The organism is Bdellovibrio svalbardensis (assembly GCF_029531655.1).
In the GTDB taxonomy this organism is placed as follows: Bacteria; Bdellovibrionota; Bdellovibrionia; order Bdellovibrionales; family Bdellovibrionaceae; genus Bdellovibrio; species Bdellovibrio svalbardensis.
The window spans coordinates 895482-918964 of the sequence record NZ_JANRMI010000002.1 but is presented as its reverse complement, the minus strand read 5'-3'; the positions used below and the strand labels follow the sequence as shown (position 1 = coordinate 918964).

The window sequence follows — 23483 nt, the reverse complement described above, 5'->3', positions numbered from 1 at the left end:
GTTTGTGTCATCTTGGGGTCCACTACGGCGACGGTCACGTTTGCAAAGACACTGCGTTTGACGACCTTTCCAATTCCACTGATGGTTGAGGGCGACAAAAAGGGCATCTTCATTGATCTCACCAATGAGATCGCAAAAAGAAATAATATCAAAATTGCTATAGACGTTATTCCCACCGGGAAAAGTTTATTGGCGTTTAGCAGTGGCCGCGCAGATGGTTTTTTCCCGGGTTTAGATGTTTATATGCCACGAAAAACTTCGCGGACTTTGGCTTTCTACCAGAAAGCGGATTTTGTTTTCTACAAAAAAGGAAAAGTGCTTTCTAAAATTTCTGACCTCGAAGGTAAAAAAGTCGGTCTGACTTTTCGCTATCCCTATGCCAAAGAGCTGATGGATAACAAAAAAATCCGCTTTGAGTTTGCGGAAGACGATATTGCGAATATGCGAAAGCTTGGGCAGGGGTTGATTGAGGCTTTTGTTGTTGAAGAGCGTTCAGGCTTGAAGGCCCTTGAATTGAGCGGCGTGCGAGATGTCGGATATCAAGCGGGAAAACCCCTGTCTGTTCAAGAGGTGTATTATGCGTTCCAGGACAGCGAAGAAGGCCGTAAATATGCTGATATCTTCTCTAAAACATTAACTAAGATGAAAAACGACGGTCATTTTGAAAAGATAATGTTCAATCGTCAGTCAGAGCCTTCGCCGTAAACTTTGAACTTTTCAGATTTTGGTTCAGCTTGATATCCGAGAGCACAATATCAGTTCCACGTTTGTTCTGAACATTGCGGATTTTAATTTTTTCCGCACGCCATTTGTTTCCGGATATTTTCTTATACTCATTGAATTCAAGGATTTTAAGAAGCTTGCCCTGCTTGTCGTAGCATTCCGCCTTGATTGGAAGAAATTCGGAGGCCGCAATGAAGCTCACCACTTTTGAGTAGTTTGCTGAGCTATTGTTTACATCGCTGGATAGAACAAAATACTTTCGCCCCTTGATATCCAGTTCTTTTTGCATGGTGGTGTTCGCGGATTGGTCCCTGTTGAAATCAAAATCCTCAGCACTCAATTCAGAACCCAGGATGCCACCTTTGCTGCTTTCTCCGGTTAACCGCCGTGTTTGCTTGGTTGAGGGAAGATAGATCCACTTGTCTTCCTTGTTGTCTTTCAATGTTGCCAGCAATGTCGTGCCCTTTAAGTCGGCGGGTTTTAGCATGCGGACCATAAGAGAGTGCTCTTTTTTGGAGGGACTCAAACGCCAAATCTTCATTTCTCGATCTTTGCTGGAGCCATCAGCCTCGATGATTTTCATCTGCGCCGTAAATTCCTCATCGCGAGTTTTGATTCGCGTATTCATCTCTTTGCCAATCTCCTCTGGTGTGGGAGGTTGAGCTTGGGCGAATTTTGGAGCGCTGAAAATAAGGAAAGCAAGAATGAGAGAACTGGTAATAGCCATAATTTTCTCCTTCTTCCATTTTACGGGGGTCAATAGCCAAGGACAACTTTTCAACATAGTTGGTAGAAGAATCAAATCTCCCACAAGGCCAGCCAACATAGAAAGCAGCATATAGAATCCAAAAATACGATTCATAGCAAAATAAGAGGCCATAAAAACAGAAAAACCCGAGAGCAAGGTTAAACTGGATATCAAACAAGGATTGCCCTCAAGCCAAAGAGCTTTTTCAATATTCAAATGGCGGCTTTTGGTGTTTTTCTGCAAGGTACGCAATCTTTCCAGGAGATACACTGTGTTGTTAAATGCCAGGCCCAGTGCGATTGAGAAAATAATGGCCACACTAGGTTTGATGGGAGTTTCAGAAACCGCCAGGAAGCCCAAAAGAGTTGCGGGTGGGACCAGATTTGGAATGCAGGCGACCAAAGCCCAGCGCAAAGATTTAAAAACAAACATGAGTACGATAACGATAGCAGCCATGGATTGCCAGAATCCAAAGATCAATTCATGAGATAAATCATTATTGAGGTGATGAATGGTGGAACCCATGCCTGTGACTTTTACGTTCATATCGGGGAAGGATTTTTCCGTTTTAGAGCGTAGATTTTGAACTAACTGATGTAGTTCATTTCCCGGAAGATCCTGAGTGCGAATTGAGATTCTGGTGGAAGAACTGTCAGCACTAAGAAAGTTTTTTAAAGGACTTTCATTTGAAAGTGAGTAAAGAAAGAAAATCTCGGCGGTTGAGTTGCGGCTGGCGGGTAATCGCGAATGATGCAGGTTTGCCGCGGCAATTAAGTCCGGCAATCCAACAACGCTACCCACTCCAGGGGTTTGACGAATATCTGCGAGAAGTCCATCGAGACTGTTAACGAGCTTTGGATCATTCCAGGCTTCTTGAGGTCCTTTCACTTCGATATCTACGGGGATCATGCCGCCGAGCTCTTTATCAATTGTTTCCGTGGATAATCGGACCTGATGATTTTGTGGGAGATCATCAAAAAGACGAGCCGACCACGACAAGCTTTGTCCTTTTAAAGCCAGGCCCAGGCAAATAATCACAATTCCAACGGTCCACAGGCCGCTACGGCGGAATAGGTATAACCCCCAGCGGGCCTTGCTCCAAGCCCACTCACGAGCCTGGGATCCTGGAAGATAAAGCATCAATGGCAGCAACAAAACAGTTGTGACGATCCAGCCGACAGCTATGGAGAGTGCTGCCGTCCAGCCGTAGTCGCGAATTAATGGAACGTTTGTTGTCAACAGACTTAAAAAACCAATCATTGTTGTGGTGGATGCAATCAGATTGGGTTTGATGATTGCTTTAAGAGTATTTAAGGACAACTGTTCGTGAGTTAAATGCGGCTGATGCTTCTTTTCCTCCGTATATCGCAAGAGCGTGTGGATGCAAAGGGAGACGACATCCACAGTGGTCAGGATTGGAATGGTGCTTGAGAGAATGGAAAATGGATAGCCGGCCAAGGCCATGATTGCCAACACCAGAATGTTCGCGCAGACGATAATGATGAAAGAGATAATCAACGGAGACCAATTTCCAAAGATAAGGGCAAGAACCACGAAGCAGGCGACAAAGCCCAGGACTACGAAGTTGCGGATTTCCGTTTGCAAAAGGACTCCGACATCGGTTTGCACCGCGGGAGTTCCGCCAATTTGAATGTGAGCGAATGGTACCGCTGCCGCGGCCGTGACTTCGAGATTTTGACGAAGCGCTGTCATTTCGTGAGTATTGAGAACCTTAATGTTGATGATCACCGAAGCCGTTTTACCATCTTTTGAAATTAAGGTCGGGGAGATGAGGGGATTGGAGAGGCTTTCACTCCTCCATTTCTCCACCGGAAGACTTTTCAGAAGTGGCCCCACACTCAAGCCTGCATCGCTATTGATGGCTCCTTGAACAGTTGCCAGACTGAGAGTTCCCTTCACTCCAGGATAGTTAGCCAAAAGATCTGTCAGTCGCTGCAAGCTTTCTATTTTGGTCGTTTCAAACCAGTCGGAAGAGGCATCTTGAATTTGTGCGGTAATCACAAAGGGTTGCGCTTCGGAAAGCTGAAAGGCCTGGCGGACCTTTTCATCTTCTTTAAGAAGCAAATTATCCTTGGGAAGAAACTGCTTAAGGCTGTATTGAGTTTGTAGTTTTGGCAAAGCGAAAAGACTTAGGATTGTCAGTAAGATCACCAGCACCAAAGAAGAAATCGCAACTGTCTTTATTGATAACTGATGGGGCAGTCTTTTCATTTGCAAAATCCTATTCTCGAAATAGTGTCACGGCTTGCTATCGGCAAGAGTCTACGCTCGCTGAAATCTGCTGAAAAACGACAAGTTTATGTTCAAAACAAGTTGGAATGTCGTGAGTGCCGGAAAGTTCTATAGTAATTCAGACATTCCTGAAAGTTTTGGAAAAAGTATAAAGTGTTTTCAATGTCAGACCTTTTTCTAGAATGAAAAATGAGGATACATCCGAACATGGAGAATGCTTAAGGATGATGGTCTTCTTATTGTCTTCTTTCGAACCTCGTCGAAAAACTTTCTTTAGATTTTTCTTGAATCACCGTAACTTAATCCCATGATTAAAAAACAAAATGCTTTGAAAAATATTTTCTCGGTCTGTCCGGTGTTCCTGGCTGCGTTCTTTCTGGCCCCGTGTGCTCATTCGTCTTCGGTGATTGAGTCGGAGTTTGAGTTGATTCTGCCTAAGCAGTTTCAACAGAATCTCATTGAAGAAAAATGGAAAAGTCTCGCAAATGAGAAGTTTAAGGCAAACTGGAAGTTTTCAGATCAAGTGGTAGAGGCTCAGCAAGGGATCAAGGTTCATCTCAATGGACTTTCACTGGCACTTCAGACCCAGCTTTCTAAGCCCGGCTTGGGGCAGGACCAGGCAAATCTTGTTTTGCAGTCCAGTGATTTGCAGGCGCAAATGGTGATTTCAGAGATTTCTGTCGATCAAATAGTCGAGCAAACAGTGGGCGGTATAACGGGGCATTTTCGAATTCAGGCTCAGTGTAAAAATGTGGTGTTAAATATGCGCCCAGGGATGGGTGCTTTTGGTATTTCATTAAAACCTGCCGTGGGTGGTCATCAAATTGCGGCGGAAGTGCAAGACGTGGATTTACGCTGGCAAGCAGACGCCTGGCAGGCTCAAGATTTTTCCTGTACCGGGGTGGAAGGTTTTGCTGATCTCGTGAATCAGCAGATACAAAAGATTTCTGCTGATTCAAATAGCTTTGTGAATCCTCGCAAGGAACAGCTTGTTTCTTATGTAAAGAACTACTTTGCCAACTATAGTTTGGATCTTTCCAAGTGGCGCGAACTCGTGAGTTCCCGTTCTGATATCAAAATGAATATGATTGTCGATAGTTTTGATGATTCGAACAAAGAGCAAATGATCGCGAAAGGACGTTTGAATTTGGAGTTTACTCGCTCTTTCCAAGAGGGGATCAAGAAATTGCTCTTGTCTGAAGGGTTGGCGAATATTCCTAATAGTGCCCAAGCGGTGATTCGCTTGCCTGCAGATTTTGTGAAGGAAGTGATGGGGCAGGCTTACTCCGCAAACTCATGGGTGCATAGTCTGTATTCGTCAAATTTGCCGGGTTTTTCTACGATCATGAATTCTCGTTTTGTCCAGTTTTTCGTTTGGCCAGAACTTATGAACTACTCTAAATCCAGCAAATTCTTATTTGATATCTATTCAAATAAGGATCCCAAAATTGCGGGGCAAGGGTTGCAGTATCAATTGAATATGAATTTGCTTTCCAGAATGCAGGCTCCACAGAGTGGGAAGTATATTCCTTTCATGAACTTTGTGATTCCATTTAATAGCAAAGTGAATTTGGCAGTGAGTGACAGCACTCTTAAGGTGGCCTTTGCAAATACCAGTCTGAATTTGCAGTATCAATGGGATTCTTCTTATGTGAATAAGTATGGTCCTTCCAAGCGATTTGGGGCTTCAACAATTCAGAGTCGTATTTTAGGCGCAATTGCCGGGAAAACAATGACTGTTGCTTTGCCAAGTATTCCGGTCATGGAAGGGTTGACATTAAAAATTAAGAAAGCGCAAAGCCTGTCTAACTCAGATCTTCTTTTGCAGCTTGCTCCGTAGTATGTTTTGTTGTCTTTAAGTTGTCCTTGAGATTGTTTTGCAAATCAAAAGGAGCGACTTAAAGACAATCGGTAGGAGTCATTTTTATTGTAAAGACCCAGAGGGTTTTCACTGCTGCCACTGATGAAGTCTGCCGTTAGATTCAGGGTCCACGTATCAAAGAGCCTTCTGCCGATCGAGATCTCTTCGAAATGGCTGTAATGAACACTGTCGTAAAGCCCCAGTAAAGAGGCGGTCCAAACTTCTTTCCAGGAAATTCTTCCACCGGCCATCCATGCTCTGCGGTAAATTTCGGTCAATGAGATGTTGGAGTCATTTTCTTTTTCAGTGTTCAAGAAGGAGTACTGAAGAATGCCAATAAAGGTTCCATCGGAAAAATTGAAGGTCTTTTCCAGACCCAAAACGTTTTCATGAATCCAGCCGGGAAGATTGACGTAGTCACCGTGGGGCTGCGAGTAACTTGTTTCGTATTTAAATAGAAAATCCCATTGGTGACTGACCAGTGAAAATCCGCCTTGTTGCACACGATAGCTTTTTGTGTTCAATACCACGTCTGGATTTACTTGAACCACGGTCTTCGGTGAAACCTGAATGATGTTTCCTGTGACTTGAGGTTCGATAATAGGGTAGAGAGCCTGGCCGTCAAAGCCACTGAGGCTAAAATCGAAAATCGAAATGCTTTTTTGCAGTCTCAGGGCGAAGTTGTTATCCAGAGCGCTGTTGAGGGTCTCATTGCTTCCATAGGTATAGCGAAGATTGTCAGGCAGAATGAGGACTAAATTGTTATCGGGAACTTGAGGGACGAAGACTTCCCGTGGCAACCAACGACTTTGCTCCCCCGGCAAGATGGATTCCCGCGCCTTGGGAATATAGGTGAAATCATAGTCAAACCATGAAAGCGATTCTGAAATGATCAAAGACAGGGCGCCTTGTTTCTTTGTTTTCAGGGGATCGAAAATCTGTCTCGAGTTGACGATGTCCACGGGGTTGTAGCCGTCGGTGACACCCCAAGTGACAAGATTGAAGCCCACCTGAATACTTAAAACATTCTTTTGAAACTTAAAATAAGTTTCGGAGGGATCGAAGTAGTATTTTTCGCGCTCTGATTTGTTGTCAGGGTTGGCTATGAAAATGGGGCGCAGATTAAAGCGCCAGTGCTCCCCATATTTCCATTTTGCCGTCGGGTCGAGCTCTAATTTAAATAAGCTTTTATTCGTATCCTGGCCATAGTCTTCAGGAAAATAGATTTCTTCAAGTTGAGTATCAACCCCAAATGTCCACTCAGATTGAATGTGTTTCTCCGCGCAGAGGACTCTGCTGGGGATGGCTAGCAGCAAAAGAAAAGAAAGAAGAGCTCTGGAAAGCCGGGCAAAATTCATCGCCCATCCTAACCTTAAAAGCAGGATCAGGTCCTGCTGACTTTTGGCAGCTTTCTTTGAAAGTTAAACCGTTGCGAACTTGTTAACATACTCAATGATAGAGCTTTTGAATTCCTCTGTAAGCCCGACAAAACGAACTCCCGCGTAACCATCGGCTCCCACGTAAACGACTTCGCAAATGGAATTGATTGTTACGTAAAGATTCGGACTGTTGAGAGTTCCATTGAAGCGTTCGCCGATTTTCAATTTCTGAGCATCATTGATGCCCAAACCGCCTTCGCTGATGGAAATCACACGGCAAGAGAATTCACCTTGTTCGCTTTCGCAAACAATAGTGCCAACGATCGGAACCCGAGGGTGAGATCTGCGGCTGATTTCAAGGTCATCGACGATTTTCTGAAAGCTAAAGATCTCTTTCCATCCGGAGTCGGCGAAGCTGAGATCAACTGTTGAGAAATCCTTGATGCTCTTAAGAAGAGTGATGAGGTCTGAATACTTCATCGGGGACTTTTCAATTCCGTCGATGCGGATCTTCCAAAGTTGCTGACTGTCAGTTTCATTTTTAAGGGGGTGGAACTCTTTAATGAACTGACGCCATTTTCCGGGAGTCATCCATTCCGCATGGCCACGCCCCCAAATTTGTGGCTGACCGCTCAGATTTGCGATCTTGGATTCAATCTCTTCGGGATTAAAAGGACCCGTCACTTGTCCTTCGTTCAGAATAAACCAGATCTTTAAGTTCACAAAAGAGCTCCTGAGGTGTTAACTATAGTTCATTAGATCGAAATTTTATGGACTTTGTCTAGGAGAATTACCAAATGAAATACATCATCGCGGGAACGGATCGTCCGGGATCAAGCACGCTCAAACTCTCAAAATACATCCAAGGAATCTATAAAAGCCTCGGCGAAGACGTAGAGATCATTGATCTGTTAGAGGTGAAAGAACATCTTCACACGGGACCACACTATGGAAAAGATGAACCCGGCATTAGACCTTACTTGGACAAGATTGCACAAAGTGATGGTTTGATTATGGTTTGTCCCGAATATAACGGATCTCTTCCAGGTGTTTTAAAGTACTTTATCGATCACTGGAGATTTCCAGAGTCTTTCGAATACAGACCTGTGTGTTTTGTGGGTCTGAGTGCGGGAATGTTTGGAGGCTTGCGTCCGGTGGAACATTTGCAGCAAATCTTCTCTTACCGTAATGCCTTTATGTTTCCAGAAAGAGTCTTTATTATGGCTTCACACAAAGTCATTAATGCGGATGGTGAAGTTCAGGACGAGGCGATCAAGGCCTTGCTTCTGCAGCAAGCGAAAAACTTTGGAAAGTTCACGAAGGCCCTGTCTTCGGCGAAGCTGGATGCCAATTCGGTTATCGAGTTGAAGAAGAAGGCGTAGCTTCCTCTGCGGCGCTGGGGCTTCGGTTGTCAGTGACCGTTGTTCTTGAACTCAGGCGACCCTCAAAATAAACCAAACCGGCGAGTATGAGGGTTGCCAATAACCACTTCGAATGAAAAAAAGCGGAACGCATAAGTTTACACTCCTGGTCTCAAGCTCGCTCAGATCTTGCTGAGTGCTTGGGACATCAATATACCTATAAATTGTCTCGCATTGCTGAAAAGAATTGCAACTGAACTTGCTGTAATGTGCAGTCCCATTGGATGGCTGCGTCATACTTTGAGGACGAAAGCTGACAATCACTGGGAGTTTTCCTAAACTTAAGTCTTACGCGCGCATTTCACGGAGTCTAGTCATCGAAAAAGCAGCTGGTCATAGTACGAATAAGAATTTGTTAATGCTCTCATTGGGCGCACTCGGTGTTGTTTTTGGTGATATCGGAACCAGTCCACTTTACTCTTTGCGGGAATGTTTCGGCGAGTATGGTATCCCGGCGTCTCCTGAAAATGTCATCGGCATTTTGTCTCTGATTTTCTGGACACTTATTATTGTGATCTGCGTGAAGTACATGGCCTTCGTCATGCGCGCAGATAATAAAGGTGAGGGTGGAATTCTTTCCTTGATGGCTTTGGCCGTGCGCAGTCAGCACACGAAGGACATGACTCATCGTCGTTGGATCATGACCATCTTAGGTTTATTCGGGGCGGCTCTCCTTTATGGTGATGGTGTGATCACGCCTGCGATTTCAGTTCTTTCTGCGATGGAAGGTCTGACAATTTTAACCCCGCAGTTTGAGCCGTTCATCATTCCTATTACCATCTTTGTGATGAATGCTTTGTTCCTCATGCAAAAATATGGAACCGGTCGCATTGGTGTGATCTTTGGGCCTATTTTGTTGATCTGGTTTGGTACTTTGGCGGTTTTGGGGATCAACGGCATTATGTTGAACCCGCATATTTTTGAAGCCTTGATGCCTAATCATGCCTTGGAATTTTTCTACGCGAATGGGCTTCATGGCTTCTTGGTGCTGGGGTCCGTGTTCCTAGTTGTTACCGGTGGTGAAGCGCTTTACGCTGACATGGGGCACTTTGGTAAACGCCCGATTCGTTTGGCCTGGTTTTTTGTAGCCCTGCCAGCCTTGGTTTTGAACTATTTTGGTCAAGGTGCCTTGCTGCTAAGCACTCCTGAGGCCATTTCAAATCCGTTCTATTTATTGGCGCCTAAGTGGGCCATTTTGCCAATGGTTGTTCTTTCAACTTTGGCGACTGTCATTGCCTCTCAAGCTTTGATTACGGGTGTCTTCTCGATCACTCGTCAGGCGATTCAACTCGGCTTCTGTCCTCGTATTTCGATCATTCACACTTCAAGTCAGGAAATCGGACAGATTTATGTTCCGGCAGTGAACTGGTCTCTTTTTGTAGGCGTTATCTGGCTTGTTTTGACATTTAAAACTTCAAGCAACCTCGCTGCTGCCTACGGTATTGCAGTGACAGGCACCATGATTATCACGACAATTCTGGCCTACGAAGTTGCCAGACAAAAATGGAATTGGAGCTTTATGAAAGCGGCCAGCATTTTTGGTGCTTTCTTGGTGATGGATTTGGCCTTCTTTGGTGCAAACATCCACAAGATTCCACATGGTGGTTGGGTTGCTTTGATGATTGGTGCGGTGATTTATCTTTTGATGACGACATGGCAAAAAGGTCGTCAAGTGCTCTTCCGTCGTTTGAAAGAACGTTCAATGCCTGTGGAAGATTTCTGCCAAAAGATTTTGCGTGAACCACCTTTGCGTGTTCCTGGTACAGCGATTTACATGGCGGGGGACCCTTGGGGGGTTCCGGTTCCATTATTGCATAATCTAAAGCACAACCGTGTTTTGCATCAGCGTGTGGCTATATTGACGATTCAAACTCGCGAGGTTCCATTCGTGAGTAAGAAGGATCGTGTATCTATTCAGGAAGTAATTCCAAACTTCTATCGTATCCTGGCTTACTACGGTTTTATGGAAACTCCGAAGATGAAGCACATTCTTGAGGCCTGCCGTCAGCGGGACATTAACTTCAACGTGAGTGACACAACTTTTGTGTTGGGTCGGGAAACCATCATTGCAGTGCCTGGAGCGCCAAAACCAGGAGAGCCGGGAATGCCGCATTGGCGTGAACGTCTGTTTGCAGTGATGTCGAAAAATGCCCAAAGACCTACGGCTTTCTTCCGCATTCCGCCAAATCAGGTTATTGAAGTTGGTATTCAGATTGAAATTTAATCAGTCAGAAATTTTTTGATTTTATCTTTTTGTCTCATGCCATCGTTGAAACCGAGTTCAATAAGTTTCTTGCAGAAGGTGGTGTCGAAAAGCAAGAAACTGGTGATTTCACCGGCTTCTTCCAAAGATCCCAATCCTCTGAGTAGATAGCGAATCATGCGAGGCAAGTCTGTGGAGCGATTGGCGGCAATAGTTGAAAGATCCCGTGAGGGTGAAATCCATAGAGTTTGAATGGGGCGTATGGAAAGCTTCTCTCTTTCAGATTCCAGAATATTCTGCATACCTTTATTAATGCGTTCGATACGTTCTATATCTAATTCAATTCCATCAATCATGACTGCATTGAGCATGACGCTTAGAATTCGCGCCGTGTTTGGCGGTTCTAATGTGGACTCTGCTTTTTGTGTGAAGCAGACGTCTTGATGGCAGCGAACACCGATAGCCAGGATTTTATCAGCCCCCATATAGATCGCTGGGGCGCAAGGACTGAGGTTGCGAATGCTGCCGTCTCCATAGTATTTATTGTCGATGTTAATCGGTGGGAAGATCAGGGGAATGGCGGCGGAGGCCATTAGATGATCGGCATTGATTTCCACGGCCTCGCTTCTTCTGCGCACACGTTCCCAGGATGGAAGTTGTGTGTGTGCTTGCATGAAGGTGACGGAGCTGGCATTGAAATAATCCAGAGCGGTCACACCGACTCCCAGGATGTCTCCTTGTTTGATTTTTTTGTGGATGTTTTCAAAAGCACAATTTTTTTCAATCATCTCCTTCAGAGGAGCTGTGTTGATAAGAGATTTTCCCGGCGTTGCTTTCTTCATTCCTCCTAACGAAAGATCAGCAATCCAATGCAGACCTTCGTAAGTTAGTGACCAGGGATTGCTAATATAAACATCTTCACTTTTTATGGTGCTCCAGAGGTCGATTAGTTTTTTGCATCCTTCTGAGAATGTTCCCTCTTGTGATGTTAAGAGACATGCATTCAAAGCTCCAGCGCTCACACCGGTGTATATATGAAATGGATGTGCGATTCGGAGTTCTGTACAGATTTCCCCTATGGCAGAAAGGACTCCAGCCTGGTAGGCGGCTCGAGCACCGCCACCTGAAAGCATAAGACTTGAGATTGGCGTCCGGGCTGACATTGTCAAACTCCTTATTGTGCGGGACGGGGAATGGAGCGATGATCTTCTTGTGAGCAGGGTACAATAATCGTTGTTATGATTATTGGTTCCATTGAAGGAAGAAACTCTGCATAAGGGGGCCGCTGGCCCCCTTCTTTTTTAGGCTCTCTTATTGCGTAGCTGTTTTCTGTTTTTCCCGGATTTTTTCATGTCGCATCTCTTCATCCAATATTTCCGACAGGTGTGTTCTGCGATCCTTCACGAGACGATCAATCTTTGCCAAATAGGTCGCGAGATGATGGAAGAGCTTTTCTGTTTCGACATCTATTTCCAGGCGACCTTCCTCTTCTTTAATTTCCTCGATCAATCGATCAATGATAAACAGTGCGGCATTCAACGAAACGCCCACATCATGCAAAAAATCTCGTTCTTCATGGATTTTCGGTTGCGGTGCGGTGGTGTGGTAAGTGGGGACGTTTTGATTTGCCATAAAGCCTCCTCAAAACATTATGCGGATCCCCTTGGAAGCTCTCAATATGTAGGGTTGCAGAGGGATTTGAAATATCTTCAATCTGAACTTGAGGACATCTCAATGGCTTAAAATTTAAGCAACGCATTGCCTTTGTTTTAAGCACTACAAATTGGTAAGTTGCGGGATAATTTAGGATTTCGTTAAGAAATGGTGTTGAAACGGGACTAAAGTTCTGGCACCTTACTTGCTTTATAGCCCAGTGGATCCATTTTGGGACCATTTAGGGGCGCTGGTTTTGACCTTGGTATTTAACAACTAAGGTCGGCAAATCAGAGATTTTGAATATTGAATTAAGGTTTTTGAAAAGAAACATAATTAAAACCATTAAGGTTAAACATACACGAAAGGGAAAAACAGTGAAAAAACAAGTTCTAGTATCACTGATTTTGGCGGGGTCCTTGGTTTCTTCTTTTGCTCATGCAGAAGAAAAAAAAGAGACATCACAAACTACTAACTCTTCATCAGTTAAAGTTACTGACGTTCAAAAAAAGGACGAACAAGTAAAAGACATCGATGACGAAATCACAAATGCACGTCTTCGTGCTCAATTGGGTTCTAAATCCCGTTGGTCTTTCAAATCTGACTTCGGTTTCAACGGTGGATCTGTTGAAAAACCATTCGATGCTATTCGTCCTAACTACCGCGCTGGTGCGTCTGTTGAGTCATTGGCAGTTATCAACGGTAACGTTGGTGTTAACTACCGTGTAACTGAAAAAGACAACTTGAGCTTCGGTACTGGTATCACAATCATGGATCCACTTCATGGTAACCTAGCGAAACCAGTTATCGATCCACGTAAACAAAGTGAAGGCGAAACTGTATCTCGTTACCAAATCTCTACTCCATACTTGGACTGGAGCCGTGGTTACAAAGCTATGGGCATGCAACAAGTTTCTGGTGCAACTTACTCTCATTTCACAGATTCAGACTCTGCTGACTTGAAATCTTTCGGTAACTTGTCATTGAGCCAAACTTTCTTGGCTGATTTCGGTAACTCAAACTTCTCTGGTGGTGTGAACGTTTCTTTGGATTACACATTCTACAATGGTGATGCAAAAGCTGAATACACTCCATACCTTCAATCAGGCGCTATCATGCGCGATGACTACGGTGTAGGTTTGTTCCCATTCGCGGAATACTCAATCAGCGACAAGTACTCTCTACGTACTGTTTTCGGTTACTTCCAATTCGTTCACTACAAAAACGAATACAACAATCCACAAGATTTGAAACAACGTGAACCATACCAATCAGTAGGTGTAGGTATTTCTATCACTCGTGATATCTACCTTTACCCGAACGTTCAGTTCACTCCTAAAGACATCCGCGCTGACAGAACAAACGTAGCTCTTTCTACGAACATCAACTTGTTCTAATTCATCGCCAGTCTTTAATAGACGAACGAATTCAAAAAGGCTGCCCTCAAAGGCAGCCTTTTTTTATTTCCACTTCTGGCGAAAGCGACTACTTCTGGTCGCGAAAAGCCCTGATCTTGTTTTGCAATCTCTTGAATGCTTCCGCATCGTTTGGCTCGGACCAATCTTGACCAACTAATTTCAAATCAGCATCATTCTTATCAATACCCAGCGAAGCCAGGTAATCATCATCACCAGCAAAAAAATCTGTTTGGTATGGGATGATATACCCGCCGTGAGTTTTGACGAAGTAACGGGCCTCTTCCTGCGTGCTGTACCAATGCAAAGTGCTGGGACCGGTGGCGCGATTTAAGAAAAGCTCTGTCTCCTCAAGTTTGTGTTTGAGGTCTCGCCAGTTGGTAAACCCATTTAAGGATGCAATCTTATTGAGGGCCTCTTTAAGTTTGATTTCTTTATTGTTGGCGCTCAGGGATTTTTGCAGCTTTTTCGCTCTGATCTTGAGCTCGTCAATTCTGCTCATTGTTTTACGTGACGGACTTGTGGACATGAAAACTCCTTGTCGACTGTCTTCCGCGGGATAGTCAAAAGAGTTTTTTCTATTTCATAATTGAAAAGGCAGAGTGATCTGGTCTTTGGCGGAAAAGGCGGCTCTGCGCGACCTTCCTTTTTATAATAATAAAGAAGGTCCGCTTTTGTCCACTTTTAGTTTCGAGCAGTGGCTACGTGAGGTAACAAAGGAAGAGGATCGATTGGTCCACGGTTGTGACGGATTTCAAAATGCAAATGCACGCCGGTAGCGCGGCCCGTACGGCCCATAGCTCCAACGACTTCGCCTTTGCGAACTTTTTGTCCTTCAGAAACCAAGATCTTGTCGAAGTGCGCATAAAGAGTCGCCCAGCCCTCGCCAGACTCAATCAGAACCATCTTTCCATAGCCACGGAACTCACGACCTGCGTAGATCACAGTGCCTTCCTGAGCGGCTAAGATAGGCGTTCCTTTTGGAGCTGCCAAATCGATACCCAAATGAGGCTTGCGCTTGTTGGGTAAAAAACCACGAGTCATGCGGGCGCTATCGACCGGCCAATCAAATGTCATATCTTGAATGATCGTCATTGGTTGATCAGAAGCGGCTGTTCTTACAGATACGGCCTTCTTTTCATGGCTTGCTGCTGTTTGGTAGTTCCCATTGGAAAGAGGGGAATTGAAACTGGAACAGGATATGAGTGATCCTGTAATTAACATGCATCCTGCTGTCTTAACTAGTTGAGTCCATCCTGGTGTCATTGGTTCACTATAGCTCATAAGGGCGCGAATCCAAAGCATATTTTCCTCTAAACTCTCGGACAGTCCTCGCCGGATGTTTGCTTGTTTTTTATGCGTTACTTATCGGCCGGCTGTGGAACTCGGTTTAGAGGAAAATATGCTTTGGATTCGTACTTACGGTATAGCGAATTGGAATGATTGAGTGGGTGGGGATTGTCTCAGAATGCGCTAGGGGTGCGGGTTTTGAGTCTGTAGGTCGAGTTTATTGCAGCACACTCCGGTCCGGCCGGAGTGTGGATGGTTTGGATTAGTAGATTGGAAACTGTTTGCAGAGTTGTTTTACTTCCTCGTGCACTTTGCTTTTGTTGGCGGTGTCTTCGGGATTGTTCAGAACTTGGGCAATCCATTTTGCGATTTGTTTCATTTCGCTGGTTCCCATGCCTCTTGTTGTAAGGGCCGGGGTGCCGATGCGCACACCGCTGGTTACGAATGGAGAGCGTTTTTCGTTGGGTACAGTGTTCTTATTTACTGTGATACCCGCTTCATCCAGAGAGTTTTCAGCTAGTTTACCAGTGATTTCTCGGTCGCTTAGATCCACAAGAATCAAGTGATTGTCGGTACCGCCCGTAACAAGCTTAAAACCTTGATTGAGCATTTCTTCTGCGAGTGCTTTGGCGTTTGCGATCACTTGGCCGCTGTAGGTTTTGAATTCTGGTTTCAAAGCTTCGCCGAAGGCCACAGCTTTCCCTGCGATCACGTGCTCAAGTGGTCCACCCTGGATTCCCGGGAAGATTCTTGAGTTCATGACTTTGGCCTTTTCTTCTGAATTCGTCAGGATCATTCCGCCGCGAGGACCGCGCAAAGTTTTGTGAGTCGTTGTCGTTACATAATCAGCGTATTCAGCAGGGGATGGGTGGTGGCCAGTTGCAACAAGTCCTGCGAAGTGAGCCATGTCGACAAGCAATTGTGCGCCAACTTCATCTGCAATTTCTTTGAATTTAGCGAAATCCAAAGTACGTGGATAAGCACTATAGCCTGCTATAATTAATTTAGGATTTGTTTCTTTAGCTACCGCGCGAATGGTGTCGTAATTAATGCGACCTGTTTCGGCGTCCAATTTATAAGATGCAGCTTTGAAAAGCATGCCGCTGAAATTAACTGGCGATCCATGAGTCAAATGTCCACCGTGAGATAAATCCATTCCCAGAATTGTATCGCCCGCTTTGCAGGCTGCGAGATAAACACCCATATTGGCTTGAGAGCCGGAGTGTGGTTGAACATTCGCGAACTTCATGCCGAAAAGTTTTTTAGCTCTTTCAATCGCTAGTGTTTCAACGGTGTCGACATTCACGCAGCCGCCGTAATAGCGTTTTCCTGGGTAACCTTCAGCGTACTTATTTGTCAAAATTGAACCTTGAGCTTCCATCACCGCTTTGGATGTGTAGTTTTCGGAAGCAATCATTTCTAATCCGAACTGTTGACGTTCAGATTCTTTTTCAATCGCTGCGGAAACTTCAGGATCGACTTGTGCTAAGGCTTGGTTCATTGATTGTGACGTTGAATGCATAAGATTTACCTCTTAGCTGTTAAGGGTTGCTTGTAGCAACTCTAAAAGTATCGCTTGAATGTCTGGAATTTAAAAGTCTCAACAACCAGTGTCGGCTGAGAGTTTTTGAACACGACCTTGGTGGCGGCCGCCTTCGAAAGAGGTCTTGAAGAATTCTTTAATCATTTTCACAGCTAGATCTGGAGATGTGAAACGAGCGCTTAAAACTAAGATATTGGCATTATTATGTTCGCGGGAAAGGCGAGCGATATCTTCATTCCAGCAAAGAGCTGCGCGCACCTGAGGATAACGATTGGCTCTGATTGCCATGCCTTGTCCGGATCCACAAATCAAAATGCCCATCGCAGGACCTTGAAGTGAATCTTGAACATTTGTCTTTTGGTTTTGAAGTTCTACTTGAACTAATTCTTTGCAAACTTTGTCGGCAAAATCAGGATAGTCTACGGAGTCTCCGTTAAAAGTACCCTGATCTTTCCAGTTAAAATCTGGAAGTGCTGCCATCACTTTAAGTTTTAAATCCAAACCCGCATGATCGCAGCCGACAAAAATATTCATATAACTACTCTGTTTTATTTCTCAGTGTATTTCGAGAAGATCAAACAAGCGTTTGTTCCGCCGAAACCGAAGCTGTTGTTCAAGACGTGATTCAATTTTCCTTCACGAGCTTTGTGTGGGACATAATCGAGATCGCAGTCTTCGCTTGGATTTTCAAGATTGATCGTTGGTGGAGCGATTTGGTCACGAATTGCCATCACACAGAAGGCAGATTCGATGGCACCCGCGGCACCTAAAGCATGACCAGTCATGGATTTAGTGCTGGAGACCCAGACTTTCTTCGCATGATCGCCCATAAGCTTTTTGATTGCAAAAGACTCAAGGCCGTCACCAACAGGAGTTGATGTGCCGTGAGCATTCACGTAATTGATATCAGCAGGTTGAATTCCTGCATCCTTTACGGCCATCGCCATCGCCGCATAACCACCAGCGCCTTCAGGAGCCGGAGATGTCATATGGTAGGCATCAGAAGAAACGCCGTAGCCTGTGATTTCGCAAAGGATATTTGCACCACGTTTTACTGCATGCTCTAGAGATTCAATAACTAGAACGGCAGCGCCTTCACCAAGAACAAAACCATCACGGTCTTTATCCCAAGGACGGCTGGCTTTTTCAGGGGCATCATTGCGAGTTGAAAGTGCTCGCATCGCTGCGAAACCGCCAATGGCAAGACCGCACACTGTGCTTTCAGCGCCACCTGCAAGCATTACGTCCGCCACGCCATCACGAATGTAGCGAACAGCATCACCAATAGAGTGAACGCCAGAAGCACAAGCAGAAGTGACAGAGTAATTAGGACCTTTAAGGCCAAGAGCAATTGAAACCTGACCGGCAGCCAAGTTTGTGATCACACTTGGAATAAAGAACGGGCTGATACGACCCGGTCCTTTTTCTTTTAGTTTGATCGAAGTGTCATCGATAGTCTGAAGACCACCGATACCCACGCCGATAATAACTCCCGTGGTTTCCTTAGTCTCATCGCTGAGATTAAGCTTTGCCATCTCCATCGCCATTTTTGAAGCGGCGATAGAGAAGTGAATGAATTCGTCCATCTTCTTTTGTTCTTTTTTCTCGATGTAGAGGTCGGGTTGGAACCCTTTCACTTCACCGGCAAAAGTCACGTCGAAGCCTGTTGTATCGAATTTCGTAATTTTGGCGATGCCAGATTGACCACGAATGGCAGCAGCCCAGCTATCCTCAATGGTGTTGCCAAGGGGAGTAACAGCGCCAACGCCGGTTACAACAACTCTTCTTTGTGCTTTGGATGGACGTTCAAATCGGGAGTTCATAAAAAACTACGCTTTGCCTTTTTTCTCAAGGTAAGAAGCTACGTCTTGAACTGTTTTAAGCTTTTCAGCATCTTCATCAGGGATTTCAAGATCGAACTCTTCTTCCATTGCCATTACTAGTTCAACGATATCAAGGCTATCAGCACCAAGATCGTCGATGAAAGAAGCTTCAGGCTTAACTTTCTCTGGATCTACGCCAAGTTGTTCAACGATGATGTCTTTTACTTTTGGATGCAATGCCATTTAATCCTCCTAGGTACATTCATTCCTTCTGCCTTCGCTAAAGCTACAGCAGACTTTTAATTTAAAACCAAATCTAATATCTCAATCAATCGCAACTCAGTGGCGAAGGACTGCTCCGTCGCTCTAGAGCTGCGCTATTTCATCTCACATGGGGTGAGATACTTCACAGCACCAAGGTGCTACTACTCCATAAACATTCCGCCGTTCACGCTCAGAGTCTGACCTGTGATGTATTTTGATTCATCACTCAGTAAGAATCTCACAGCCTGAGCAACGTCAGTACCTTCACCAATTTTTCCAAGTGGAACTTTGGCCAAGATTTTTGCTTTAACATCTTCTGATAAAACATCAGTCATTTCTGTTGCGATATAGCCAGGAGCCACATTGTTCACGCGAACATTGCGAGAGCCCAGTTCCAAAGCAACAGATTTAGCAAATGCCACGGTACCAGCTTTAGAAGCTGCGTAGTTTGCCTGACCTGCGTTTCCAGTTTGTCCAATAACAGAAGTGATATTTACGATAGAACCTTTGCGCGCCTTCATCATGCCTTTAGTAAAGGCTTTTGTGACCAAGAAGGTGCCGCGAAGATTTGTAGAAACAACGGAATCAAAGTCTTCGGCTTTCATGCGCATAAGAAGTTGATCTTTAGTGATGCCAGCATTGTTCACAACGCCGTCGATCTCTGGCCATTTCTCAAGAATATGCTCAACAGCTTCGTTGACGGACTGTTCGTTAGAGACGTCCATCTTGATATAGAAATGGCCTTCTCCTTTAAGAGTGTGCGCAACTTGTTGGGCAGATTCTTCGCGAGATGAATATGTAAACGCAACTTGTGCGCCTTCGTCAGCTAGAAGTTTCACGATGGAAGCACCGATGCCGCGGCTTCCGCCGGTGACTACGATTTTCTTTCCTTGAAGTGAGTTTTGACTCATTTACATAATCCTTTGGACTGGTCTGCACTCCGACTTCGTCGGAGTAATCTATCTACACTCCAGCTTCGCCGGAGTAAACTAAGTGTGCCGTTTCCAGCACACTGTGACCGAACTCTGAATAAAGCTCAAGAAAATTTAATGACTCGAAGCTTTCAAAAATTCCTCAATAGTTTTAATATCTTCGAGGCTCGAAGTGGTCATAACTTTGAAGAATTCGCCGTCGATCTTTTTAAGAAGACCTTGAATCACTTTGCCTGCGCCACACTCGATGATTTGCGAGTGTCCAGCGGCCTTGAGTGTTTCCATACTTTGCGTCCAACGAACCGGTGCAGAGACTTGGCGAATTAGATTTTCGCGAAGAACGGCGCCATCATTTTCGAATTTTGCATGGAAGTTTTGAACGATAGGGAATGCAGACGGATTGAACTCCATGCCTGTCAGCACAACACGCATTGTCTCTTCAGCAGGTTTCATCATTTCACAATGGAAGGGTGCTGAGACCGACAAGGGAATCAACTTTGCGCGCTTTGGAGCTTCGGCCCAGATATTCTCCGGTTTGAAGTTGTCCTTGAGCCAGTTGATAGCTTTCATAGAACCACTGATTACGATTTGTCCTGGAGAATTGAAATTCGCCGCAGAAAGGGGGCCAAAGCCAGAGTTTTTAACAACATATTGGCAAAGAGTTTCAACTTGATCTGGCTCCAGTCCAAGAACCGCAACCATGCCACCTTGACCCACAGGAACCGCTGACTGCATCGCTTGTCCGCGAGTCCGAACTGCTTGCATCGCCTGATCAAAACGGATCACGCCCGCGGCAACCAGGGCGGCGTATTCGCCGATCGAATGTCCTGCTGCTGATTGAACTTTGACATTGAATTCATTGCGAAGAACTCTTTGCGTTGCAGTTGAAACCAAGAGCAGCGCAGGTTGAGTGTTTTCAGTTAAAGCAAGATCTGCTTCAGAGCCCTCGAAGCAAAGTTGCTTCATATCTTGTTTCAACGCTTCAGAGCCTTCCTCGAAAGTTTCCTGAGCGATCTTGAAGTTTTCAAACAAAAAACGGCCCATGCCAGTTTGCTGGCTGCCTTGTCCTGGGAATACAAGAGTAAACATGTGTCAGTACCTCAATAGAATAGAACCAGAAGTCAGACCCGCTCCAAATGCTGTGAGCAAGATGTTTTGACCTCTTTTTATTTTTCCATTTTGAACGGCCCAATCAAAGGCCAAAGGAATAGAAGCTGATGATGTATTTCCAGTTTCCTGAAGATAAACAATCACGCGCTCCATTGGGAAATCGAATTGATCAGCCACAGCTTCAATGATGCGTTTGTTGGCTTGATGAGGAATAATCCAATCAATTTGTTCAGGTGTAACGTTATTTTGCGCCAAAGCTTCTTTGCAACAAAGAGCCATTGTGCGAACCGCGTTTTTAAAGATCTCGCGACCTTTCATTTGAACATATTGAAGGTTGTTATCGAGAACTTCCTGTGACTGAGGCATAATAGCGCCTCCGCCAGGCAGAGTTAGCAATTCAGCAAGATCACCATCGGCATGCAAGTGTGTGCTTGCAATAATGTTAGGATCGTTGGCCTCAGCGCGGGAAACAACCCAAGCACCAGCGCCATCACCAAAGAGAATACAAGTTTCACGATCTTTATAATTTACGAAGCGATGAAGGACTTCCGCGCCGACCACGAGAATATTTTTATACATTCCTGTGCGAATGAATTGATCGGCTATCGAAACACCATAAACAAATCCAGAGCAGGCGGCATTCAAGTCGAAAGCCATCACATTGCGAGCGCCCAGCTTACTTTGTAGGTAGCAGGCTGTAGAAGGCATCTGACGGTCACCTGTAACAGTACCGACGATGATCATATCAATGTCTTCAGGATTTAAATTGGCGTCTTTAAGAGCTCTTTGAGAAGCATGAAGGCAAAGATCCGATGTGGTTTCACCCTCAGCTGCGATATGGCGACGTTCGATCCCTGTGCGCTCAACGATCCATTGATCGTTGGTCTCTACCATTTTCTCGAGATCTTGGTTCGTAAGAACCTTCTCTGGTAGATAAGAGCCTATGCCTGCGACACGAGATCGATATAGTCCTGCCATGGAAATCAACCTGTCTTAAATTATTTAGCTGCGCTGATTTGTTTGCCTTTGTAGTACAAAGCTCCGTCAGCACCTTTAGTTGCGCGGTGTGGACGAACTAGCTCGCCAGTTTTTTTGTCTACAGCTACTGCTGGAGCAGACAAACCATCGTGTGAACGGCGCATATCACGTTTTGAGCGAGATGTTTTCTTCTTAGGAGTTGGCATTTCTAACCTCTTTTAAAGTTCAAATAATTTAATTAGAAGATCGGTAATCTATCTAAACCACAATAAAAATCAAGAATTTAATTGATCTTTATGTTCTTTAGAGCGGCAAACGGGTTTTGCGGTTTTTCTTCCGGCATCACTTCGTCATAGCTAAAAGTGCGTCCTTTCAGAGGAATTTCGCAAATTGAGCAGTCGCCATTTTCATTCTCAGGGCCTGCCGGATTAAAAGGCGCGGCAAGAGCTACCACTTCGTGGAGGAATTCGCCCATATCAAAGTGAGTTCCTTCGTATTCGACAGAATCAGCGCTCTCAGCGGGTAAGTCACTGACATGATTGACCTTTGAGTAATGGCCGCCACGGGGTTGGTCTTGTTTGGGAATTAGAATTTCTTTGAACTTCTCGTTTACTGGGAAGGCGAAATCGATACCACAACGTGAACATTGCTCAGGGAGTGTGGTTTTGATGGTTCCGCTCAACTGGAAGTCTTTGGTAGTCAGGGGTTTGATAAAGAACTCAGTTTGGTACTGAGTCTTACCAATAAGATCAGAAAGAACATTATTAACTTCGCCAGTTTGGCTGTTCCAAATGTAAGAACGGCCTTCCTCTGGGATGTCTGCAAGATTGATTTTCATAGATAACTCCGAATCGACTCACTCCAGTGATGGCGGAGTGTAGACAGGCAGCCAGTTGTATAAGATATGGAGCGGCAGGTCAAGACCCTTGCTAACTTATGTCGAAAAAAGGGCTTGGTCTTCGCCCCATGGGATGGGGAGGACGTAAACTTGAGGTGTCCCAAGGAGGCATTTATGGCTACTCTTAAGGTAAATGGAGCTCAGCTCTATTATGAAGACCATGGGCCGAAAGACGCTCCGGCCATCGTGCTCAGCCCCTTGCTCTATACAGACAGCTCTGTTTTTGAACCCATTGTAAGGATGCTTTCAGAAGACTACAGAGTGATTTGTTACGATCATCGCGGTTCTGGAAAAACAGCGGGTACAGTCAGTCCCAGCATTGAAAGCAGTGCTAAAGATGTCGCAAGTTTGATTGAGAAACTTGAAATTGCTCCTTGCCACTTCTTTGGTAACTGTTTGGGTGCTGATGTGGGATTGCAGCTTGCAGTTTCTCGTTCTGATTTACTTCGTAGCTGTACTCTTGCGGGTCCAAACTATCAATCCGATCCTGAAGACGTTATAAAACGAAATGATGCGATGGTTGATAAGGTGAAAGCCCAAGGCATGAGGGCGGGGTTGAAAGACTTCACTGAAATGTGGTTTGGCTCCACCTTCCGAAGCACGAAAGATCCCGTTCAAGTGATGCGTCGAGAAAAATGGATGAATCATCTCGCGAAAATGAAATCCGAAGAAATCGATCAGGTTCGACAAATCTTTCATCGTAAAGATTTAAGTAAAGAACTAGGTCGAATTCGATGTGATGTTTTGATTCTTTGTGGGGATGAAGATTCCGCAGAAAGTCTGGAAGCTACCAGAAAAGTAGCAAAAGCAATTCCTGGTGCTGAACTCAGGACAATTCACCATGCAGGTTATGCTCTTGTGATCGAACAGCCTGAAGAAGTTGCCGAAGTTATTAAAACCTTCGTCGGCAAAGTGGAACGTCGCTTTATTCACCGATCTAAAGAAGCCGCTCGTGAGAACTTTTTGCGCGCAGGCTTCTAAGGTCTGAT

Annotated in this window: 22 protein-coding genes; 6 read left to right on the top strand and 16 right to left on the bottom strand. The window is 45.0% G+C overall.

The window, feature by feature from the left end; all coding sequences use genetic code 11:
• Positions 1-57: 57 nt before the first annotated feature.
• Positions 58-705, top strand: a complete 648-nt coding sequence (locus NWE73_RS09590; protein ID WP_277578094.1) for a substrate-binding periplasmic protein — start codon at positions 58-60, stop codon at positions 703-705.
• On the opposite strand, the gene NWE73_RS09585 is transcribed toward NWE73_RS09590, so the two are convergent.
• On the bottom strand, positions 677-3703 hold the full coding sequence (locus NWE73_RS09585) for an outer membrane lipoprotein-sorting protein (protein WP_277578093.1): 3027 nt from the start codon (positions 3701-3703) through the stop codon (positions 677-679). The genes NWE73_RS09590 and NWE73_RS09585 overlap by 29 nt on opposite strands.
• A gap of 328 nt (positions 3704-4031) precedes the next feature.
• Between NWE73_RS09585 and NWE73_RS09580 the strand changes: the two genes are divergently transcribed.
• Positions 4032-5564: a hypothetical protein gene (locus NWE73_RS09580; protein WP_277578092.1), complete on the top strand. Its 1533-nt coding sequence runs from the start codon at positions 4032-4034 to the stop codon at positions 5562-5564.
• A 44-nt stretch (positions 5565-5608) separates the two neighbouring features.
• On the opposite strand, the gene NWE73_RS09575 is transcribed toward NWE73_RS09580, so the two are convergent.
• Both NWE73_RS09575 and NWE73_RS09570 read right to left on the bottom strand, forming a co-directional pair.
• Positions 5609-6943, bottom strand: coding sequence for a hypothetical protein (locus NWE73_RS09575; RefSeq protein ID WP_277578091.1), 1335 nt, complete (start codon positions 6941-6943; stop codon positions 5609-5611).
• Between the two features lie 63 nt (positions 6944-7006).
• The gene (locus NWE73_RS09570; RefSeq protein WP_277578090.1) at positions 7007-7687 is read right to left on the bottom strand and encodes a PilZ domain-containing protein; all 681 of its coding nucleotides are present in this window, start codon (positions 7685-7687) and stop codon (positions 7007-7009) included.
• A gap of 74 nt (positions 7688-7761) precedes the next feature.
• On the opposite strand from NWE73_RS09570, the gene NWE73_RS09565 reads away from it, so the two are divergent.
• Positions 7762-8346, top strand: a complete 585-nt coding sequence (locus NWE73_RS09565; RefSeq protein ID WP_277578089.1) for an NADPH-dependent FMN reductase — start codon at positions 7762-7764, stop codon at positions 8344-8346.
• 397 nt (positions 8347-8743) lie between these two features.
• A complete protein-coding gene (locus NWE73_RS09560; protein WP_277578088.1) occupies positions 8744-10609 on the top strand; it encodes a potassium transporter Kup in 1866 nt (621 codons plus the stop codon).
• On the opposite strand, the gene NWE73_RS09555 is transcribed toward NWE73_RS09560, so the two are convergent.
• Together NWE73_RS09555 and NWE73_RS09550 are read right to left on the bottom strand one after the other, a co-directional pair.
• On the bottom strand, positions 10606-11751 hold the full coding sequence (locus tag NWE73_RS09555) for a patatin-like phospholipase family protein (protein WP_277578087.1): 1146 nt from the start codon (positions 11749-11751) through the stop codon (positions 10606-10608). The genes NWE73_RS09560 and NWE73_RS09555 overlap by 4 nt on opposite strands.
• A 148-nt stretch (positions 11752-11899) precedes the next feature.
• Complete coding sequence (locus tag NWE73_RS09550) at positions 11900-12220, bottom strand: hypothetical protein (RefSeq protein WP_277578086.1); 321 nt, start codon at positions 12218-12220, stop codon at positions 11900-11902.
• 398 nt (positions 12221-12618) lie between these two features.
• Here NWE73_RS09550 and NWE73_RS09545 point away from each other — a divergent pair, with 398 nt between their 5' ends.
• Positions 12619-13638, top strand: a complete 1020-nt coding sequence (locus NWE73_RS09545; RefSeq protein WP_277578085.1) for a hypothetical protein — start codon at positions 12619-12621, stop codon at positions 13636-13638.
• Positions 13639-13726: 88 nt separating this feature from the next.
• On the opposite strand, the gene NWE73_RS09540 is transcribed toward NWE73_RS09545, so the two are convergent.
• The 11 genes from NWE73_RS09540 to NWE73_RS09490 form a co-directional block, all read right to left on the bottom strand.
• Positions 13727-14185 carry a glyoxalase superfamily protein gene (locus NWE73_RS09540; RefSeq protein ID WP_277578084.1) on the bottom strand — a complete coding sequence of 153 codons (459 nt, stop codon included), beginning with the start codon at positions 14183-14185 and terminating at the stop codon, positions 13727-13729.
• Positions 14186-14340: 155 nt separating this feature from the next.
• Complete coding sequence (locus tag NWE73_RS09535) at positions 14341-14961, bottom strand: M23 family metallopeptidase (protein WP_277578083.1); 621 nt, start codon at positions 14959-14961, stop codon at positions 14341-14343.
• Between the two features lie 247 nt (positions 14962-15208).
• Positions 15209-16468, bottom strand: a complete 1260-nt coding sequence (gene glyA / locus NWE73_RS09530) for a serine hydroxymethyltransferase (protein ID WP_277578082.1) — start codon at positions 16466-16468, stop codon at positions 15209-15211.
• A gap of 78 nt (positions 16469-16546) precedes the next feature.
• The gene (locus NWE73_RS09525; RefSeq protein ID WP_277578081.1) at positions 16547-17023 is read right to left on the bottom strand and encodes an RpiB/LacA/LacB family sugar-phosphate isomerase; all 477 of its coding nucleotides are present in this window, start codon (positions 17021-17023) and stop codon (positions 16547-16549) included.
• 14 nt (positions 17024-17037) lie between these two features.
• Positions 17038-18312 carry a beta-ketoacyl-ACP synthase II gene (fabF, locus tag NWE73_RS09520; RefSeq protein WP_277578080.1) on the bottom strand — a complete coding sequence of 425 codons (1275 nt, stop codon included), beginning with the start codon at positions 18310-18312 and terminating at the stop codon, positions 17038-17040.
• A 6-nt stretch (positions 18313-18318) separates the two neighbouring features.
• Entirely contained in the window at positions 18319-18555 is a 237-nt protein-coding gene (gene acpP, locus NWE73_RS09515; RefSeq protein ID WP_088614628.1) for an acyl carrier protein, read from the bottom strand.
• A 182-nt stretch (positions 18556-18737) separates the two neighbouring features.
• Positions 18738-19487, bottom strand: a complete 750-nt coding sequence (gene fabG / locus NWE73_RS09510; protein WP_277578079.1) for a 3-oxoacyl-[acyl-carrier-protein] reductase — start codon at positions 19485-19487, stop codon at positions 18738-18740.
• Between the two features lie 135 nt (positions 19488-19622).
• Positions 19623-20597 carry an ACP S-malonyltransferase gene (gene fabD, locus NWE73_RS09505; protein ID WP_277578078.1) on the bottom strand — a complete coding sequence of 325 codons (975 nt, stop codon included), beginning with the start codon at positions 20595-20597 and terminating at the stop codon, positions 19623-19625.
• Positions 20598-20600: 3 nt separating this feature from the next.
• Positions 20601-21596: a beta-ketoacyl-ACP synthase III gene (locus tag NWE73_RS09500; protein WP_277578077.1), complete on the bottom strand. Its 996-nt coding sequence runs from the start codon at positions 21594-21596 to the stop codon at positions 20601-20603.
• Positions 21597-21616: 20 nt separating this feature from the next.
• Positions 21617-21802, bottom strand: a complete 186-nt coding sequence (gene rpmF / locus NWE73_RS09495; RefSeq protein ID WP_277578076.1) for a 50S ribosomal protein L32 — start codon at positions 21800-21802, stop codon at positions 21617-21619.
• A 77-nt stretch (positions 21803-21879) separates the two neighbouring features.
• Positions 21880-22434, bottom strand: a complete 555-nt coding sequence (locus tag NWE73_RS09490; RefSeq protein WP_277578075.1) for a DUF177 domain-containing protein — start codon at positions 22432-22434, stop codon at positions 21880-21882.
• Between the two features lie 174 nt (positions 22435-22608).
• Here NWE73_RS09490 and NWE73_RS09485 point away from each other — a divergent pair, with 174 nt between their 5' ends.
• The gene (locus tag NWE73_RS09485; RefSeq protein ID WP_277578074.1) at positions 22609-23475 is read left to right on the top strand and encodes an alpha/beta fold hydrolase; all 867 of its coding nucleotides are present in this window, start codon (positions 22609-22611) and stop codon (positions 23473-23475) included.
• The last annotated feature ends 8 nt before the right edge of the window (positions 23476-23483 follow it).

Coding starts and splice junctions, on each gene's coding strand:
- NWE73_RS09585 (WP_277578093.1), bottom strand. CDS start 3,703: ATGAAAAGACTGCCCCATCAGTTATCAATAAAGACAGTTGCGATTTCT.
- NWE73_RS09580 (WP_277578092.1), top strand. CDS start 4,032: ATGATTAAAAAACAAAATGCTTTGAAAAATATTTTCTCGGTCTGTCCG.
- NWE73_RS09575 (WP_277578091.1), bottom strand. CDS start 6,943: ATGAATTTTGCCCGGCTTTCCAGAGCTCTTCTTTCTTTTCTTTTGCTG.
- NWE73_RS09565 (WP_277578089.1), top strand. CDS start 7,762: ATGAAATACATCATCGCGGGAACGGATCGTCCGGGATCAAGCACGCTC.
- NWE73_RS09560 (WP_277578088.1), top strand. CDS start 8,744: ATGCTCTCATTGGGCGCACTCGGTGTTGTTTTTGGTGATATCGGAACC.
- NWE73_RS09555 (WP_277578087.1), bottom strand. CDS start 11,751: ATGTCAGCCCGGACGCCAATCTCAAGTCTTATGCTTTCAGGTGGCGGT.
- NWE73_RS09550 (WP_277578086.1), bottom strand. CDS start 12,220: ATGGCAAATCAAAACGTCCCCACTTACCACACCACCGCACCGCAACCG.
- NWE73_RS09540 (WP_277578084.1), bottom strand. CDS start 14,185: ATGTCCACAAGTCCGTCACGTAAAACAATGAGCAGAATTGACGAGCTC.
- NWE73_RS09535 (WP_277578083.1), bottom strand. CDS start 14,961: ATGCTTTGGATTCGCGCCCTTATGAGCTATAGTGAACCAATGACACCA.
- glyA (WP_277578082.1), bottom strand. CDS start 16,468: ATGCATTCAACGTCACAATCAATGAACCAAGCCTTAGCACAAGTCGAT.
- NWE73_RS09525 (WP_277578081.1), bottom strand. CDS start 17,023: ATGAATATTTTTGTCGGCTGCGATCATGCGGGTTTGGATTTAAAACTT.
- fabF (WP_277578080.1), bottom strand. CDS start 18,312: ATGAACTCCCGATTTGAACGTCCATCCAAAGCACAAAGAAGAGTTGTT.
- acpP (WP_088614628.1), bottom strand. CDS start 18,555: ATGGCATTGCATCCAAAAGTAAAAGACATCATCGTTGAACAACTTGGC.
- fabG (WP_277578079.1), bottom strand. CDS start 19,487: ATGAGTCAAAACTCACTTCAAGGAAAGAAAATCGTAGTCACCGGCGGA.
- fabD (WP_277578078.1), bottom strand. CDS start 20,597: ATGTTTACTCTTGTATTCCCAGGACAAGGCAGCCAGCAAACTGGCATG.
- NWE73_RS09500 (WP_277578077.1), bottom strand. CDS start 21,596: ATGGCAGGACTATATCGATCTCGTGTCGCAGGCATAGGCTCTTATCTA.
- rpmF (WP_277578076.1), bottom strand. CDS start 21,802: ATGCCAACTCCTAAGAAGAAAACATCTCGCTCAAAACGTGATATGCGC.
- NWE73_RS09490 (WP_277578075.1), bottom strand. CDS start 22,434: ATGAAAATCAATCTTGCAGACATCCCAGAGGAAGGCCGTTCTTACATT.
- NWE73_RS09485 (WP_277578074.1), top strand. CDS start 22,609: ATGGCTACTCTTAAGGTAAATGGAGCTCAGCTCTATTATGAAGACCAT.